The organism is Streptomyces sp. NPDC059454 (assembly GCF_042749965.1).
Lineage (GTDB): Bacteria > Actinomycetota > Actinomycetes > Streptomycetales > Streptomycetaceae > Streptomyces.
On sequence record NZ_JBHYVC010000053.1, the window covers coordinates 1 to 15,159 of the forward strand.

The 15,159-nt window shown below is 69.8% G+C and carries 11 protein-coding genes; 3 read left to right on the top strand and 8 right to left on the bottom strand.

Annotated elements, in window-relative coordinates; translation table 11 throughout:
- Positions 1-49 precede the first annotated feature (49 nt).
- On the bottom strand, positions 50-3,064 hold the full coding sequence (gene uvrA, locus ACFXAE_RS27735) for an excinuclease ABC subunit UvrA (protein ID WP_384719635.1): 3,015 nt from the start codon (positions 3,062-3,064) through the stop codon (positions 50-52).
- Positions 3,065-3,287: 223 nt separating this feature from the next.
- Here uvrA and ACFXAE_RS27740 point away from each other — a divergent pair, with 223 nt between their 5' ends.
- Both ACFXAE_RS27740 and ACFXAE_RS27745 read left to right on the top strand, forming a co-directional pair.
- The gene (locus tag ACFXAE_RS27740) at positions 3,288-3,977 is read left to right on the top strand and encodes a maleylpyruvate isomerase family mycothiol-dependent enzyme (protein ID WP_384719637.1); all 690 of its coding nucleotides are present in this window, start codon (positions 3,288-3,290) and stop codon (positions 3,975-3,977) included.
- Between the two features lie 39 nt (positions 3,978-4,016).
- The gene (locus ACFXAE_RS27745) at positions 4,017-4,670 is read left to right on the top strand and encodes an MBL fold metallo-hydrolase (RefSeq protein ID WP_384719639.1); all 654 of its coding nucleotides are present in this window, start codon (positions 4,017-4,019) and stop codon (positions 4,668-4,670) included.
- Between the two features lie 40 nt (positions 4,671-4,710).
- Here the strand turns inward: ACFXAE_RS27745 and aroQ are convergent, their stop codons facing one another.
- The 7 genes from aroQ to ACFXAE_RS27780 all read right to left on the bottom strand — a co-directional run bounded on the left by aroQ (position 4,711) and on the right by ACFXAE_RS27780 (position 13,977).
- Positions 4,711-5,184: a type II 3-dehydroquinate dehydratase gene (aroQ, locus tag ACFXAE_RS27750; RefSeq protein ID WP_384719641.1), complete on the bottom strand. Its 474-nt coding sequence runs from the start codon at positions 5,182-5,184 to the stop codon at positions 4,711-4,713.
- A 257-nt stretch (positions 5,185-5,441) separates the two neighbouring features.
- Positions 5,442-6,545, bottom strand: coding sequence for a calcium:proton antiporter (locus ACFXAE_RS27755; RefSeq protein WP_384719643.1), 1,104 nt, complete (start codon positions 6,543-6,545; stop codon positions 5,442-5,444).
- A 301-nt stretch (positions 6,546-6,846) separates the two neighbouring features.
- Positions 6,847-7,848, bottom strand: coding sequence for a TerC/Alx family metal homeostasis membrane protein (locus ACFXAE_RS27760; RefSeq protein ID WP_384719645.1), 1,002 nt, complete (start codon positions 7,846-7,848; stop codon positions 6,847-6,849).
- 287 nt (positions 7,849-8,135) lie between these two features.
- Positions 8,136-10,142 (bottom strand): TerD family protein, encoded by a 2,007-nt coding sequence (locus ACFXAE_RS27765; protein ID WP_384719647.1) that lies wholly within the window; start codon positions 10,140-10,142, stop codon positions 8,136-8,138.
- A 66-nt stretch (positions 10,143-10,208) separates the two neighbouring features.
- Positions 10,209-10,787: a TerD family protein gene (locus tag ACFXAE_RS27770; protein ID WP_384719649.1), complete on the bottom strand. Its 579-nt coding sequence runs from the start codon at positions 10,785-10,787 to the stop codon at positions 10,209-10,211.
- Positions 10,788-10,922: 135 nt separating this feature from the next.
- A complete protein-coding gene (gene uvrB / locus ACFXAE_RS27775; RefSeq protein WP_384719651.1) occupies positions 10,923-13,073 on the bottom strand; it encodes an excinuclease ABC subunit UvrB in 2,151 nt (716 codons plus the stop codon).
- 40 nt (positions 13,074-13,113) lie between these two features.
- Entirely contained in the window at positions 13,114-13,977 is an 864-nt protein-coding gene (locus tag ACFXAE_RS27780) for an MHYT domain-containing protein (protein ID WP_384719653.1), read from the bottom strand.
- Positions 13,978-14,255: 278 nt separating this feature from the next.
- Between ACFXAE_RS27780 and ACFXAE_RS27785 the strand changes: the two genes are divergently transcribed.
- The gene (locus ACFXAE_RS27785) at positions 14,256-15,128 is read left to right on the top strand and encodes a glycerophosphodiester phosphodiesterase (protein ID WP_384719655.1); all 873 of its coding nucleotides are present in this window, start codon (positions 14,256-14,258) and stop codon (positions 15,126-15,128) included.
- The last annotated feature ends 31 nt before the right edge of the window (positions 15,129-15,159 follow it).

A 15,159-nucleotide genomic window follows, 5' to 3' on the forward strand; every position in this document is an offset into this window, starting at 1 on the left:
GTGCCGCACGGGGTTCCCGTGCGGCACGGCGCGTGCGGATGCGGACCGGTCAGGCCTTGGTCGCCCGCGTCGTCCTCTTCGCGGCGGTCCTGGTGGCCGTCTTCTTGGCGGCCGTACCGTCGACCGCCTTGGTGGCCGTCTTCCTGGTGGTGGCCTTGGCGGCGACCGTCTTCTTCGCCGCCGTCTTGCGCGGGGCCGGCGCCTGCGCGGCGTCGCTGATCCGCTCCGCCCCCAGGATGTCCCGCAGGAACTTGCCGGTGTGGCTGGCCGGGACGCCGGCGACCTGCTCCGGGGTGCCCTCCGCGACGACCAGGCCGCCGCCGGAACCACCCTCGGGACCCATGTCGACGACCCAGTCGGCGGTCTTGATCACGTCGAGGTTGTGCTCGATGACGATGACCGTGTTGCCCTTGTCGACCAGGCCGGACAGGACCGTCAGCAGCTTGCTGATGTCCTCGAAGTGCAGACCGGTGGTCGGCTCGTCCAGGACGTAGACCGTGCGGCCGGTGGAGCGCTTCTGCAGCTCGCTGGCGAGCTTCACGCGCTGTGCCTCGCCGCCGGACAGGGTGGTCGCTGACTGGCCGAGCCGGACGTAGCCGAGACCGACGTCGTTGAGCGTCCTCAGGTGGCGGGCGATGGCCGGGACGGCCTCGAAGAAGTGCATGGCCTCTTCGATCGGCATGTTCAGGACGTCGGCGATGGACTTGCCCTTGTAGTGGACCTCCAGGGTCTCCCGGTTGTAGCGGGCGCCGTGGCAGACCTCGCACGGGACGTACACGTCCGGGAGGAAGTTCATCTCGATCTTGATGGTGCCGTCGCCCGCGCAGTTCTCGCAGCGGCCGCCCTTGACGTTGAAGGAGAAGCGGCCGGGCAGGTAGCCGCGGACCTTCGCCTCGGTGGTCTCGGCGAACAGCTTGCGGACGTGGTCGAAGACGCCGGTGTACGTCGCCGGGTTGGAGCGCGGGGTACGGCCGATGGGCGACTGGTCGACGTGCACGACCTTGTCGACGAGGTCGTCGCCGTCCACGCGCGTGTGCCGGCCGGGGACGCTGCGCGCGCCGTTCAGCTCGCGGGCGAGGTGGGTGTACAGGATGTCGTTGACGAGCGTGGACTTGCCGGAGCCGGACACACCGGTGACCGCGGTGAAGACGCCCAGCGGGAAGGACACGTCGATGTCCTGGAGGTTGTTCTCGCGGGCGCCGTGCACCGTGAGCCGGCGCGACGGGTCGTGCGGGCGGCGGAGGTCGGGCAGCGGGATGGCCTTCTTGCCGGCCAGGTACTGGCCGGTCTGCGACTCGGCGTTGGCGAGCAGCTCCTTCAGGGAGCCGCTGTGCACGACCTTGCCGCCGTGCTCACCGGCGCCGGGGCCGATGTCGACGATCCAGTCGGCGACCTTGATGGTGTCCTCGTCGTGCTCCACGACGATGAGCGTGTTGCCCATGTCGCGCAGCCGGACCAGGGTCTCGATCAGCCGGTGGTTGTCCCGCTGGTGCAGGCCGATGGAGGGCTCGTCGAGGACGTAGAGCACGCCGACGAGTCCGGAGCCGATCTGGGTGGCCAGGCGGATGCGCTGGGCCTCGCCGCCGGAGAGCGTGCCCGCCGCGCGGTTGAGCGAGAGGTAGTCCAGGCCGACGTCGACCAGGAACCGCAGCCGCTCGTTGACCTCCTTGAGCACGCGCTCGGCGATCTTCTTGTCGCGGTCGGTGAGCCTGAGCTCGCCCAGGAAGTCCGCGCAGTCGCTGATGGACATGCCGGAGACCTCGGCGATGGACTTGCCCATGACCGTGACGGCGAGGACGACCGGCTTGAGCCGGGTGCCCTCACAGGCGGGGCAGGGCACCTCGCGCATGTAGCCCTCGAAGCGCTCGCGGCCGGCGTCGCTCTCGGCCTCGCTGTGCCGGCGCTTGACGAAGGGGAGGGCGCCCTCGAAGGCCGTGGTGTACCGGCGCTCGCGGCCGTAGCGGTTGCGGTAGCGGACCTCGACCTGGGTCTTGTGGCCGTGCAGCAGGGCCTTCCTGGCGCGCTGCGGCAGACCCGCGAACGGGATGTCGGTGCGGAAGCCCAGCGCCTCCGCGAGGGCGCCGATCAGACGGTCGAAGTAGTCCTTGGTGTGGCCGTGCGACCACGGGTGGATGGCGCCCTCGTCGAGGCTCTTGTCCGGGTCGGGGACGATCAGCTCGGGGTCGACCTCCATGCGCGTGCCGATGCCGGTGCACTCGGGGCAGGCGCCGAAGGGCGAGTTGAAGGAGAAGGAGCGCGGCTCCAGCTCCTCGAAGGACAGGTCGTCGTACGGGCAGTACAGGTGCTCGGAGTACATGCGTTCGCGCTCGGGGTCGTCCTCGGGGAGGTCGACGAAGTCGAGCACGACCATGCCGCCGGACAGGCCGAGGGCGGTCTCCACGGAGTCGGTGAGGCGGCGCTTGGCGCCGTCCTTGACCGTGAGGCGGTCGACGACCACCTCGATGGTGTGCTTCTCCTGCTTCTTCAGCGTGGGCGGGCTGGAGAGCTGGATCGTCTCGCCGTCCACCCGCGCGCGGGAGTAGCCCTTGGTCTGCAGGTCGGAGAAGAGGTCGACGAACTCGCCCTTGCGCTCGCGCACCAGCGGGGAGAGCACCTGGAAACGGCTGCCCTCGGGCAGCTCCAGGACCCTGTCGACGATGGCCTGCGGCGACTGACGGGAGATCGGCCGGGAGCACTCGGGGCAGTGCGGCTTGCCGATGCGCGCGAACAGCAGGCGCAGGTAGTCGTAGACCTCGGTGATGGTGCCGACCGTGGAGCGCGGGTTGCGGGAGGTCGACTTCTGGTCGATGGAGACCGCCGGGGACAGGCCCTCGATGAAGTCGACGTCCGGCTTGTCCATCTGGCCGAGGAACTGCCGGGCGTACGAGGAGAGCGACTCCACGTAGCGCCGCTGTCCCTCGGCGAAGATCGTGTCGAAGGCCAGCGAGGATTTACCCGACCCCGACAGGCCCGTGAAGACGATGAGCGAGTCGCGCGGGAGATCGAGCGAGACGTTCTTGAGGTTGTGCTCGCGCGCTCCACGGACGATGAGACGGTCGGCCACGCCGGTCCGCACCTTTCTTGAGAGAAGTGACAGGGGCGAGGCCCCCGTCTTTCTCAGACTAGGGGGAGCCACTGACAACGCCGGTTCGGATTCACGGGTTGTCAACAAACCCCGGCTCTCCAGCATGCCCGACGCCGAACACGACCTTATAGCACGTGCATTCGATTTAGGGTACGGCTTCACCACCTTCACCCGATGGCGTGACAGGGCTAGGGTCAGCACCATGATTGATCACGCTGATGACCTGGCGTCTGTACAAGCAGCGACCGAGCGGCTGCTCACCGCGGTCGCCGCACTGGACAACGCGGCTGTGACCCAGTCGTCACGGCTGCCCGGCTGGACCCGTGGTCACGTCCTGGCCCATCTGGCCCGCAACGCGGATGCTCTGGTGAACGTCCTCGAGGGCCGCCCCATGTACGTCTCCGGCGCGGCCCGGGACGCCGACATCGAGCGGGACGCGCCGCGTCCCCTCGACGTGCACCTCGCCGACCTGCGGGAGAGCGGGGAGCGCTTCCGCGCGGTGGGCGCGGCCCCCGCGGACTGGTCGCGCGCGGTGGAGCTGCGCAACGGGGTCACGGACCGGGCGGAACGGGTGCCGTTCCGCCGGTGGGTCGAGGTGGAGCTGCACCACGTGGACCTCGGGATCGGCTACGAGCTGGAGGACCTGTCGGCGGACTTCGCGGAGCGGGAGATCGACTTCCTCGCGGCGCGGTTCGCCGGCCACCCGGACGTGCCGTCGACCGCCCTGGCCACCGTGGACGGCAGGACGTGGACGACCGGCGGCGGGGCGGACGGCGGCCCGGTCGCGGTCGAGGGGCCGGCCGCCGACCTGCTCGGCTGGCTGGCCGGCCGCCGGAACGGCGCCGCCCTGACGGTCAAGGGCGGCGGCCTCCCGTCGCTTCCCCCGCTGTAGCACCTGTCCGGCGCGGGTTCCCGCTATAGGCTGGCGGTCATGACGTACAGCGGTCGGGTGACGGTCGGCGGCCCAGCCGACGTGCACGAACTCAAGGACCTGATGATCACCAAGGTCGCGGTCGGCCCCATGGACAACAACGCCTATCTGCTGCGTTGCCGGGCCACCGACGAGCAGCTGCTGATCGACGCGGCCAACGACGCGGGGACCCTGTTGGGGACGATCGGTGACGACGGCATCGCGTCCGTCGTCACCACCCACCGGCACGGTGATCACTGGCAGGCGCTGGCCGAGGTCGTCGCGGCCACCGGCGCCCGCACCCACGCGGGCCGGGAGGACGCCGAGGGCATCCCCGTACCGACCGACGTGCCGGTCGACGACGGCGACATCATCCGCGTGGGGCAGGTGGAGCTCACCGCCCGCCATCTGGTCGGGCACACGCCCGGCTCGATCGCCCTCGTCTACGACGACCCCCACGGGCATCCGCATGTGTTCACCGGGGACTGCCTGTTCCCCGGGGGTCCTGGAAGGACGACACGTCCCGAGGACTTCCAGTCTCTGATGTCGGGGATCGAGACCAAGATCTTCGGCGTCCTCCCGGACGAGACCTGGGTCTATCCCGGGCACGGCAACGACACTTCCCTGGGCGCGGAGCGCCCGCATCTGCCGGAGTGGCGCGCACGGGGCTGGTGAGCCGGCCCTTGCAGGGAACGCCCGCCATGGCGAACGGGGCCTACGCCTCGGCCAGTCCCGGGCCGGCCAGCGCCGCGATCCGCTCCACCGCGAACACGTACCCCTGCACCCCGCATCCCGCGATGACCCCGTCGGCGCGCAGGGAGACATAGGAGTGGTGCCGGAAGGATTCGCGCCGGTGGATGTTGGAGATGTGGACCTCGATCACGGGCAGGCCGTCACAGGCGTTGAGGGCGTCCAGGACGGCGACGGAGGTGTGCGAGTAGGCGCCGGGGTTGATGACGATCCCGCAGTGGTTCAACCGCGCCTCGTGGATCCAGTCCACCAGCCGGCCCTCGTGGTTGGACTGGCGCAGATCCACCGTGCCGCCCCGCGCCGCCGCCGCCTTGGCGCACATCGCCTCCACGTCGGCGAGTGTGTCGGAGCCGTAGATCTCCGGCTGGCGTTGTCCCAGCAGGTTCAGGTTGGGGCCGTTGAGGATCATGATGGGGGCGTCGGCCAGGTTGCGGGGCACGGTTCCTCCGGTCCGTCGGGGTGGGGCGGTCCTCACCGGAACCGCTGCTCGGACCCGGTTTATCACGGTGCGGCGTACTGCCGTCGAGTCATGCCCGAGCCCGCACCGGGTGACCGCGCGGTCGTGACCCGGGCGCTGCTCGGCACTGCTCGTGGGCTGTCCGAGGACTCAGGTCTTCGGACAGCCCACGAGCCCCGAGGAGAGGCGCGGCCCACGCCGCCGAGCAGCGTGCGGCCGTGTACCGCCGGCCTTTCCCGCTAGGGGTTGATCGCCAGCTCCAGATAGGCCGCGAGCAGCACCAGGTGCACGCCTCCCTGCAGTGGTGTGGCCCGCCCGGGAACCACGGTCAGCGCGCCCACCACCATGGTCAGGGCGAGCAGCACCATATGGGTGTTGCCGAGCCCGAGGACGAGCGGACCGGGGAGCCAGAGGGAGGCCAGCGCGACGGCGGGGATGGTCAGACCGATACTGGCCATCGCCGAGCCGAGCGCGAGGTTCATGCTGGTCTGCACCTGGTTGCGGCGCGAGGCCCGCACCGCGGCGATGGTCTCCGGGAGCAGGACCAGCAGGGCGATGATCACACCGACGACGGAGTGGGGCAGCCCGGCTGCCTCCACTCCGGACTCGATCGTGGGCGAGACCCCTTTGGCCAGCCCGACCACTCCGACCAGGGCCAGACCCAGCAGCCCGAGACTGATCAGAGCGGTGCGCGTGGAGGGCGTCCCGGCGTGCTCCTGCTCGGAGGAGACCGCCTCGCCCTGCTTGACGATCGGCAGGAAGTAGTCGCGATGTCTGACGGTCTGGGTCGCCACGAACAAGGCGTAGAGGATCAGCGAGGAGACCGCCGCGAACGTGAGCTGCACCGTGGAGAACTCCGGGCCCGGCTTGCTCGTGGTGAACGTCGGCAGCACCAGGCTGAGGGTCGCCAGTGTCGCGACCGTGGCGAGGGCCGCGCCGGTGCCCTCCGAATTGAACACCGCCGTACCGTGGCGCAGTGATCCCACCAGCAGACTCAGTCCGAGAATGCCGTTGACGGTGATCATCACGGCCGCGAACACGGTGTCTCTGGCGAGCGTCGCGCTCTTGTCCCCGCCGTCGAGCATCAGCGTGACGATCAGCGCCACCTCGATGACGGTGACGGCGACCGCGAGAACCAGGGAGCCGAAGGGCTCACCGACCCGGTGCGCGACCACCTCGGCATGGTGCACGGCCGCCAGCACGGCCCCCGCGAGGATCGCGGTCACCAGCACGACGACCCAGCCTGGCAGTTCGCGCCCCCAGGTCAGGACCAGCAGAACTACGGCGAGTACCGGTACCAGGGTCGTCCACTGTGCCGCGAGTGACCTGAGCCGAGCGGTCATGGGGCGATCGTCGCAGACGTGAACGGGTGTCGCACCTTACCGCGGCGCACCTTGCTGCGATCCTCCGACCACCGGCCGACCGTAGGGGGCGCGGGGGGTGTCACCGCCGTACGGCGCGCCCCTCCGCTCCGTGATCCTGATCGTCTCGGGGTCATCATGGTCACGCATGGCCTCCTCGTACGAGTCGAATTCGGTCGGCGCCGACGGGTGGCGCGGGGTGGGAACAAACGGGACCGGGAGCGGTGGTCGGCGATGTACCGACCTCCGCTCCCGGTGCCGGTGCTCCCGGTGTCCGACAGGGTCAGACGTCGATGTCCTTCTTCACGGAGCCCTCGCCCCGGCCTGCTGCCGCCTCGGCCTCCGCCTGCTTGCGGGAGGCCCGCAGGCTGGTGATCGTGGTGACGACCAGGACCGCGCAGATGACGCCCAGCGAGACCGGGATGCTGATCTCGGGTACGTGTACCCCGGACTCGTGCAGTGCGTGCAGCACCAGCTTCACCCCGATGAAGCCGAGGATGATCGACAGGCCGTAGGACAGGTGGACCAGCTTTTTCAGCAGGCCGCCGATGAGGAAGTACAGCTGCCTCAGGCCCATCAGCGCGAACGCGTTCGCCGTGAACACGATGTACGGGTCCTGCGTCAGGCCGAAGATCGCGGGGATCGAGTCGAGCGCGAACAGGACGTCCGTGGTACCGATGGCGAGCATGACGACGAGCATCGGGGTCATCACCCGCTTGCCGTTCTGCTCGATCCACAGCTTGGTGCCGTGGTACCGGTCGGCCACGCCGAAGCGGCGCTCGGCGGCCTTGAGCAGCTTGTTCTCCTCGTACTCCTCGTCCTCCTCGTCGGTCCGGGCCTCCTGGATGAGCTTCCAGGCGGTCCAGATCAGGAAGGCACCGAAGAGGTAGAACACCCATGAGAAGCTGGCGAGGATCGCGGCGCCGGCGGCGATGAAGATCGCGCGCAGCACCAGGGCTATGAGGACGCCGACGAGGAGTACCCGCTGCTGGTACTGCGACGGCACCGCGAACTTCGCCATGATCAGGACGAAGACGAAGAGGTTGTCGACGCTCAGCGACTTCTCGGTGATGTAGCCGGCGAAGAACTCGCCTCCGGCTTGTCCTCCGCCCCAGATCAGCAGGCCGAGTCCGAAGAGTGCGGCCAGGACGATCCAGACGATGGTCCAGATCCCGGCTTCCTTGACGGATACGTCATGCGGTTTGCGGCCGATGATGAAGTCGACCGCGATGAGGGCACACAGGCCCACGATCGTCAGGACCCATAGGGCCAGGGAAACATTCACTGCGCCTCCGGCAGATACGTCACACGGCAAATGTCAGCGTCGTCGCTGCCGGAGGTCTCTTCCACCCGGGCCTCCGGCGCTTGACTGCGTCCGGACGGTCCTTCGGGCCGACGCCCCGGGATCTGGCCTGATCCGTATTGACGGGGTCGCCGCACAGACAGGGAGTACTCCCCTCCGTGCGGCCAACAGTACCCAATCTCCAAGGATTGGTAAAGAGATGAGTAAAGAAAGATGCAAATCCCCAGGTGACAGACCTTTACGCAAGCTTGGTCAAAGCTGGGGAGACGTCACCTGTTCCATGAGCGGCGGGCCGCCACGACCTGGGTGAGCACCTGGTGGAGGACCTGACTGCCCGGCGGCACGAGCGGCGGCTCGTACGTCCAGGCGTGTCCGACCCACGGGTCGGCCAGATGCTCGTCTGGCACGGGAGTCAGTCGCAGCAGCGAACGCCACAGCGGGTCGAGGAGCGGACCGTAGCCCGCGGACTCCTCGCGGTCGGCGACCATCATCAGATGGACCCCGACGGACGGGCCCTCGTCGGCGAGGTAGCGCAGCTGGTTCACGGCCCGGTCGTCGAAGCCGTGCGGGAAGTCGTTGACGATCAGCAGTTGCTGAGAGGTGTCGAAGCCGGGCGGCAGCGCGTCCGGGGCGCCTCCGCGCAGCGCCATCTGCACCAGGTCGACCCGCTGCGTGAGCCGGCCCAGCACCTCCGTCACTCCCGCGGCGCCCCGGGCGGGCGGGGCCGCCAGCACACCGGTCTGCGTCAGCGGTGCCAGCGGCTGCGCCCCGGATCCGGCCGGGTCGATGACGTGCACGGTGAACTCGCCCGCCGGGTAGACGGCGAGCAGCCGGGCCGCGTGCGCCACCGCCGTCTCCATGGCGAGGCGCCGCATGTCGTGGGAGTCGGTGAACGACCCGTCGACCGAGTCGGCCCGCCCGCTATCGATCCACAGGCCGCGCTCCAGCGGCAGCCGGAGCAGCATCGGGATGCGGATCCGGTCGGCCTCGGGCAGCCGCAGGTCGCCCAGACGAAGCGCCATGGGTATCTCCATCGGCACCCGGTAGGCGTGCCAGGCGGGGTTGTCCCAGCGGGCGAAGGCCGGGGGCAGTGCGGGTTCGACGACGTCGGCCTCGGCGACGAGCTGGGCGAGGTCCCGGTCGAGGACTTCTCGCGCCCGGTCGACGAGGTGTGCGTGCCGGGCCCTGGCGGCCTCGCGCGCGGCGTCGCCCTGACCGCCGATCCGGCTGCGCGGGTCGGACAGGGCCTGCTCCAGCTCCTTGTCCATGCGGGACTCGGCGAAGTCGACGGCGCTGCGGTAGGCGGCGGTGGTGCGGGCCAGGTCCTCGAACATGCCCCAGACCTGGTTGTAGAGCCGCTCCTCCATGGACCAGCCGGTCGCGTCCCCCGCGACGGGCCGCGCGGGCTGTCCGGGATGCGCCGGCGGAACGGTGGGCGGGGGCGGCGGCGGGGCGGAGTTCCGCCGGCCGGGGTGGCTGTAGTTGATCGGGCCGCCGGTGGTGGCGGACGGGTCCGCGGCACCGGTTACGCCGTACGCCGGCTGCGGTCCGGTCTGTCCCGGTCCGTCGGCCGGCTGCCCGCCGTACGACGGCGGTACGGGGCCGGGGGCACCCTGCGGTGCGGTGCCGCCCTGGTCGGGGCCGACCGCGGGGGCGGCCGGCTGACGGGAGCGGTCACCGTCGGCCGGGCGGGGCGGGGGCGCCTGCACGGAGCGGGCGAGGCCCCGCGCGACGGCCTCGTTGACGGTGCCCGCGAGCTGTACGGCCTCGGGCAGGCCCTGGTCGGTGAGGAGGTCGGCCAGGCCGCCCGCGTAGCCCTGGCCGACGGCGCGCACCTTCCATGCACCCTGCCGCCGGTAGAGCTCCAGCGCGACGACGGCCGACTCCGCCTCCAGGCCCGTGATGGTGTAGCTGGCGATCTCGCTGCCGTCCAGGCCGGTGACGGCGACGAAGGGGGCCGCCACGGCGCCGAACCGGACGGGGCCGGGACCACCGCCCGGGGCGGGCAGGGCGAGCAGCACACTGACGCGGTGGACCGCGTCCGTCATGGCGTCCAGGTCCACCGCGAGACGGTGGTCGGCGGCCGCCTGCCGCGACACCTCCAGGCCGGGCTGGGCGGGTGCGCCCGGGTGGGCCACCCACTCCGCTCCGTGGATCCGGCCGTTCTCGTCGCCGAGCGCGGCCACGGCCACGATCGGCGTGCCGGCCGAGATCCGGATCTCCAGACGGGACTGGGAGAGCGGGTGGTTCTGCCCCCGCACCAGCTCGGCCGTCATCGCCTTCGTCCCCCCTGTGTCGCGTGTGATGTGTCTCCTGCCGTGCCCCTGCTTCGGGTGCGGTACCTAGAGAACCGGCAGGATCGACGGCATCAGGTCCTGGAAGGTGCGGCCGTTGGCCGGGTTGCCGAGGGCCGTCATCGTCCAGTTCGTGCCCGTCCGGTGCACCTTCGCCATGATCTGGGCCGTGTAGGCGCCACCGCCTGCCAGCGTGTAGCGGGCGAGCTCCTGGCCGTTGGTCTCGTCGACGAGGCGGCAGAACGCGTTCTGCACCTCCTGGAAGGTCTGGCCCGTGAAGGAGTTCACGGTGAAGACGATCTGGTCGATGTGGACCGGGACGCGCGAGAGATCGACGAGGATGGCCTCGTCGTCGCCGCCCTGGCCGACACCGCCGACGAGGTTGTCACCGGTGTGGCGCACGGAGCCGTCGTCGCTCACCAGGTGACGGAAGAAGACGACGTCGACCGGCTGCTTGTCCGCGAACAGGACGGCCGAGGCGTCCAGGTCGATCTCCCGGGTGCGCGAGCCGAACAGGCCGCGACGGGGAGCCGCCTGCCAGCCGAGACCCATGCGCACCGCGGTCAGGCTGCCGCCGTCGTTCTTCTGCAGACTGATGGCCTGACCCTTGGTCATGTTGACGGTCACGCGCTGATTCCCCTCTCGAACTTCCCCTGTTACCGCGCAATCGCGGTTGACCAGAACCCTACGCAGGGGCACTGACAGTGACGTACCCAGGTCCGCACTTTGTGTCGTTCTTGCAACACATCGCGTACGCGGCCGTCAGGACAGGCCGGCCTCCCGCATCTGTCGCAGTTCCTTCTTCATCTCGGACACCTCGTCGCGCAGCCGGGCCGCGATCTCGAACTGGAGGTCCGCCGCGGCGGCCCGCATCCGCGCGGTGAGCTCCTCGATCTGCTCGGCGAGTTCGGCGGCGGGGCGGTCGGTCGGCACCGTCTCGGCGGCCGCGCCCTTGGCGGCCTTGGCGCTCTTCGCTCCCTTGGCCGCCTTGGTGCCCAGGGAGGGCACGGGCGCCTTGGTGCCACCGCCGTCCTTCTTCGCCTGGCGGTAGCCCGAGCCGAGCAGCTGCTCGGTGTCGATGTCCTCGCGGGCGATCTGGGCGACGATGTCGTTGATCTTCTTGCGCAAGGGCTGCGGGTCGATGCCGTTCGCCTGGTTGTACGCGACCTGCTTCTCCCGGCGGCGGTTGGTCTCGTCGATGGCCTTCTCCATCGCCGGAGTGATCCTGTCGGCGTACATGTGGACCTGGCCGGAGACGTTGCGCGCCGCGCGGCCGATGGTCTGGATCAGGGAAGTGCCCGAGCGCAGGAAACCCTCCTTGTCGGCGTCGAGGATGGCCACCAGGGACACCTCGGGCAGGTCGAGGCCCTCGCGCAGCAGGTTGATGCCGACGAGGACGTCGTACTCGCCGCTGCGCAGCTCCCGCAGCAGCTCGACCCGGCGCAGGGTGTCGACGTCGCTGTGCAGATAACGCACCTGGATGCCGAGTTCCAGGAAGTAGTCGGTGAGGTCCTCCGCCATCTTCTTGGTGAGCGTGGTGACCAGGACGCGTTCGTCCTTCTCCACGCGGGTGCGGATCTCGTGCACCAGGTCGTCGATCTGGCCCTCGGTGGGCTTGACCACGACCTCAGGGTCGACGAGACCGGTGGGGCGGATGATCTGTTCGACCGTGCCGTCCGCGCGGGAGAGCTCGTACTGGCCGGGGGTGGCCGACAGGTAGACGGCCTGCCCGATGCGCTCCTGGAACTCCTCCCACTTCAGCGGCCGGTTGTCCAGGGCGGAGGGCAGCCGGAAGCCATGGTCGACGAGGGTGCGCTTGCGGGAGGCGTCGCCCTCGTACATGGCGCCGATCTGCGGGACGGTGACGTGCGACTCGTCGATGACGAGGAGGAAGTCGTCCGGGAAGTAGTCCAGCAGGGTGTTCGGCGCGGAACCGGGAGAGCGGCCGTCGAAGTGCATCGAGTAGTTCTCCACGCCGGAGCAGGAGCCGATCTGGCGGAGCATCTCGATGTCGTACGTGGTGCGCATGCGCAGGCGCTGGGCCTCCAGGAGCTTGCCCTGCTTCTCCAGCTCGGTCAGACGCTCGCCGAGCTCCTTCTCGATGTCGTTGACCGCGCGCTCCAGCCGCTCGGGGCCCGCGACGTAGTGGGAGGCCGGGAAGACGTACAGCTGCTGGTCGTCGCTGATGATCTCGCCGGTGAGCGGGTGGAGCGTGGACAGTGCCTCGATCTCGTCGCCGAACATCTCGATGCGGACGGCGAGCTCCTCGTAGACCGGGAAGATCTCGATGGTGTCGCCGCGGACGCGGAAGGTGCCGCGGGTGAAGGCCATGTCGTTGCGCGCGTACTGGATGTCCACGAAGCGGCGCAGCAGTTCGTCCCGGTCGAACTCGTCGCCGACGCGGAGGGGGACCATGCGGTCCACGTACTCCTGCGGGGTGCCCAGGCCGTAGATGCAGGAGACGGAGGCGACCACGACGACGTCGCGGCGGGTGAGCAGCGAGTTGGTCGCGGAGTGCCGCAGCCGCTCGACCTCCTCGTTGATCGAGGAGTCCTTCTCGATGTAGGTGTCCGACTGCGGAACGTACGCCTCGGGCTGGTAGTAGTCGTAGTACGAGACGAAGTACTCGACGGCGTTGTTCGGCAGCAGCTCGCGGAACTCGTTGGCCAGCTGGGCGGCCAGGGTCTTGTTCGGCGCCATGACCAGGGTGGGGCGCTGGAGCTTCTCGATCATCCACGCGGTGGTGGCGGACTTGCCGGTGCCGGTCGCGCCGAGCAGGACGACGTTCTTCTCACCTGCTTCGATGCGCCGGGCGAGGTCGGCGATGGCCGTCGGCTGGTCGCCGCTCGGCTGGTAGGAGCTGACGACCTCGAAGGGCGCCACCGTGCGTTCGATCTGGGAAACGGGCCGCATGTCATCCACCGTACGGCCCCCCACTGACAACGGGTCCGGATCAGTGTTTCTGCGGGGTCCGGGAGCGGTGTTCCACGGGGCCGCGGGCCCGCAGCCGGGAGCGCGCCGGGGAGTGGTGGGCCGGGGAGTGGGCGGGGACGCCGGGCTTGTGCTCGGCGGGGGGCGTGGCGGACCCGCCGGCGACCATCAGCGGGTCGAAGATCATCACGACGCCCGCGAGGACGAGGAAGGCGAGTGGGCCGACCATCATCGGCCCGAGCAGGGCGGCCGCCGGCTCCCCCGCGGCGGGCTCGGCCGTGCCGTGGACGTGCACCTCGAGTGCGGCCATGCCGGTGTAGTGCATCCCGGTGACCGCGAGCCCCATGACGACGCTGGCGCCCACGCTCCACAGGAATCCCCGCACCTGTCCGGCCGCCCACAGGGCGGCGCTGGCGGCGGCCATGGCGATGGCCACGGACGCGGCAACCGTGAGGACGTTGTACTCCAGGTATCCGTCGAGGTTCATCCCGGCCATGCCGAGATAGTGCATCGAGGCGATGCCGAGGCCGGTGATGGTGCCCCCGGTGAACAGAGCCGTTCCGGAGGCCCCCTTGTAGCCGACGATGAAGATCCCGATGCCCACCATGACGACGGCGACGGCCAGACTCGCGAACGTGATCAGCCGGTCGTAGTGGATCGGCGTGCCCTCGACGGTGAAACCCGTCATCGCGACGAAGTGCATCGTCCATATGCCGGAGCCTATGGTCGCGGCCCCCAGGGCGAGCCAGCCGGGGCGCCAGGAACGGGACACCCTGAGGGCCCTGGTGGTGCAGCGCAGGCCCAGGGCACCGCCGAGACAGGCCATGAGGAAGGCCACCAGCGGTGTGACCAGGCCGTAGCTGAATCCGTCGACCGTGCCTTGCATGCGCGGCTGCCCTTCCCGACCCGTGTATCCCGCAACGTCTTGATATTCCCCCCTCCCGGCGCCGTGACAGCGGCCAGGGATGACGCAGAGAGTATGACCCCACCGGAATGGTCGAACGACTTTCCGGCAAAGAAACACGTCCTTGCCCCAGGTGTGTGGCATCAGTGTGCGGAGTTCGGGCGACATCGTTCAATCCGCGGCCATCCCGCACCCGCCTCGCGTCGACCCTCCGCTGTCACAGTGGAGCCGAATGTGATCGCTCGACGCGAGGAGTACGCATGCACGCACGCACTGTCACCGCCTCGGCCATCGCGCTCCTGGGCACCGCCGCCCTCCTGCTCCCGCCCTCCCCCGCGCGGGCCGCGGAAAACCCCGTGCGGCCCCTGGTGATAGCCCACCGGGGCGCGTCCGCGTACGCGCCCGAGAACACCCTGGCGGCCGTCGACGAGGCCGCCGCGCTCGGCGTCGACTGGGTGGAGAACGACGTCCAGCGCACCAGGGACGGTGAACTCGTCGTCCTGCACGACGACAGCCTCCAGCGCACCACCGACGTCGAGGAGGTCTTCCCCGGCCGGGCTCCGTGGAAGGTGAAGGACTTCACCGCCGCGGAGATCGCCCGGCTGGACGCGGGCAGCTGGTTCGGCTCCGCGTACGCGGGCGCGCGCGTGCCGACGCTGGAACAGTTCGTGCACCGCGTCGAGCGGCACCAGCAGAAGCTGCTGCTGGAGATCAAGAACCCTCAGCTGTATCCCGGCATAGAGCGGCAGATCGTCAAGGTGCTGGGCAACGAGGGCTGGCTGGACCGCCGGCATGTGCGGAACCGGCTGATCGTGCAGAGCTTCAGCGCGGACAGCGTACGGACGGTCCACGGTCTGCGGCCCGCGGTGAAGACGGGCTTCCTCGGGACGCCTCCCGTGTCGGACCTGCCCGCGTACGCGGCCTTCACCGACCAGATCAATCCCTCGCACGGCTCCCTATCCGCCGGTTACGTCGCTGCCGTGCACGCCCTCAAGGGGGTGCACGGCAAGCCGCTGGAGGTGTGCACCTGGACCGTGAACGACGCGACCGCCGCCCGGCGGGTCGCCGGATTCGGAGTCGACGGGATCATCACCGACACGCCTGACGTGGTGCGGGACGCGGTACGCGGCTGAGGCGTCCGCCCGCGCTTCCGGGGCGTTGTCA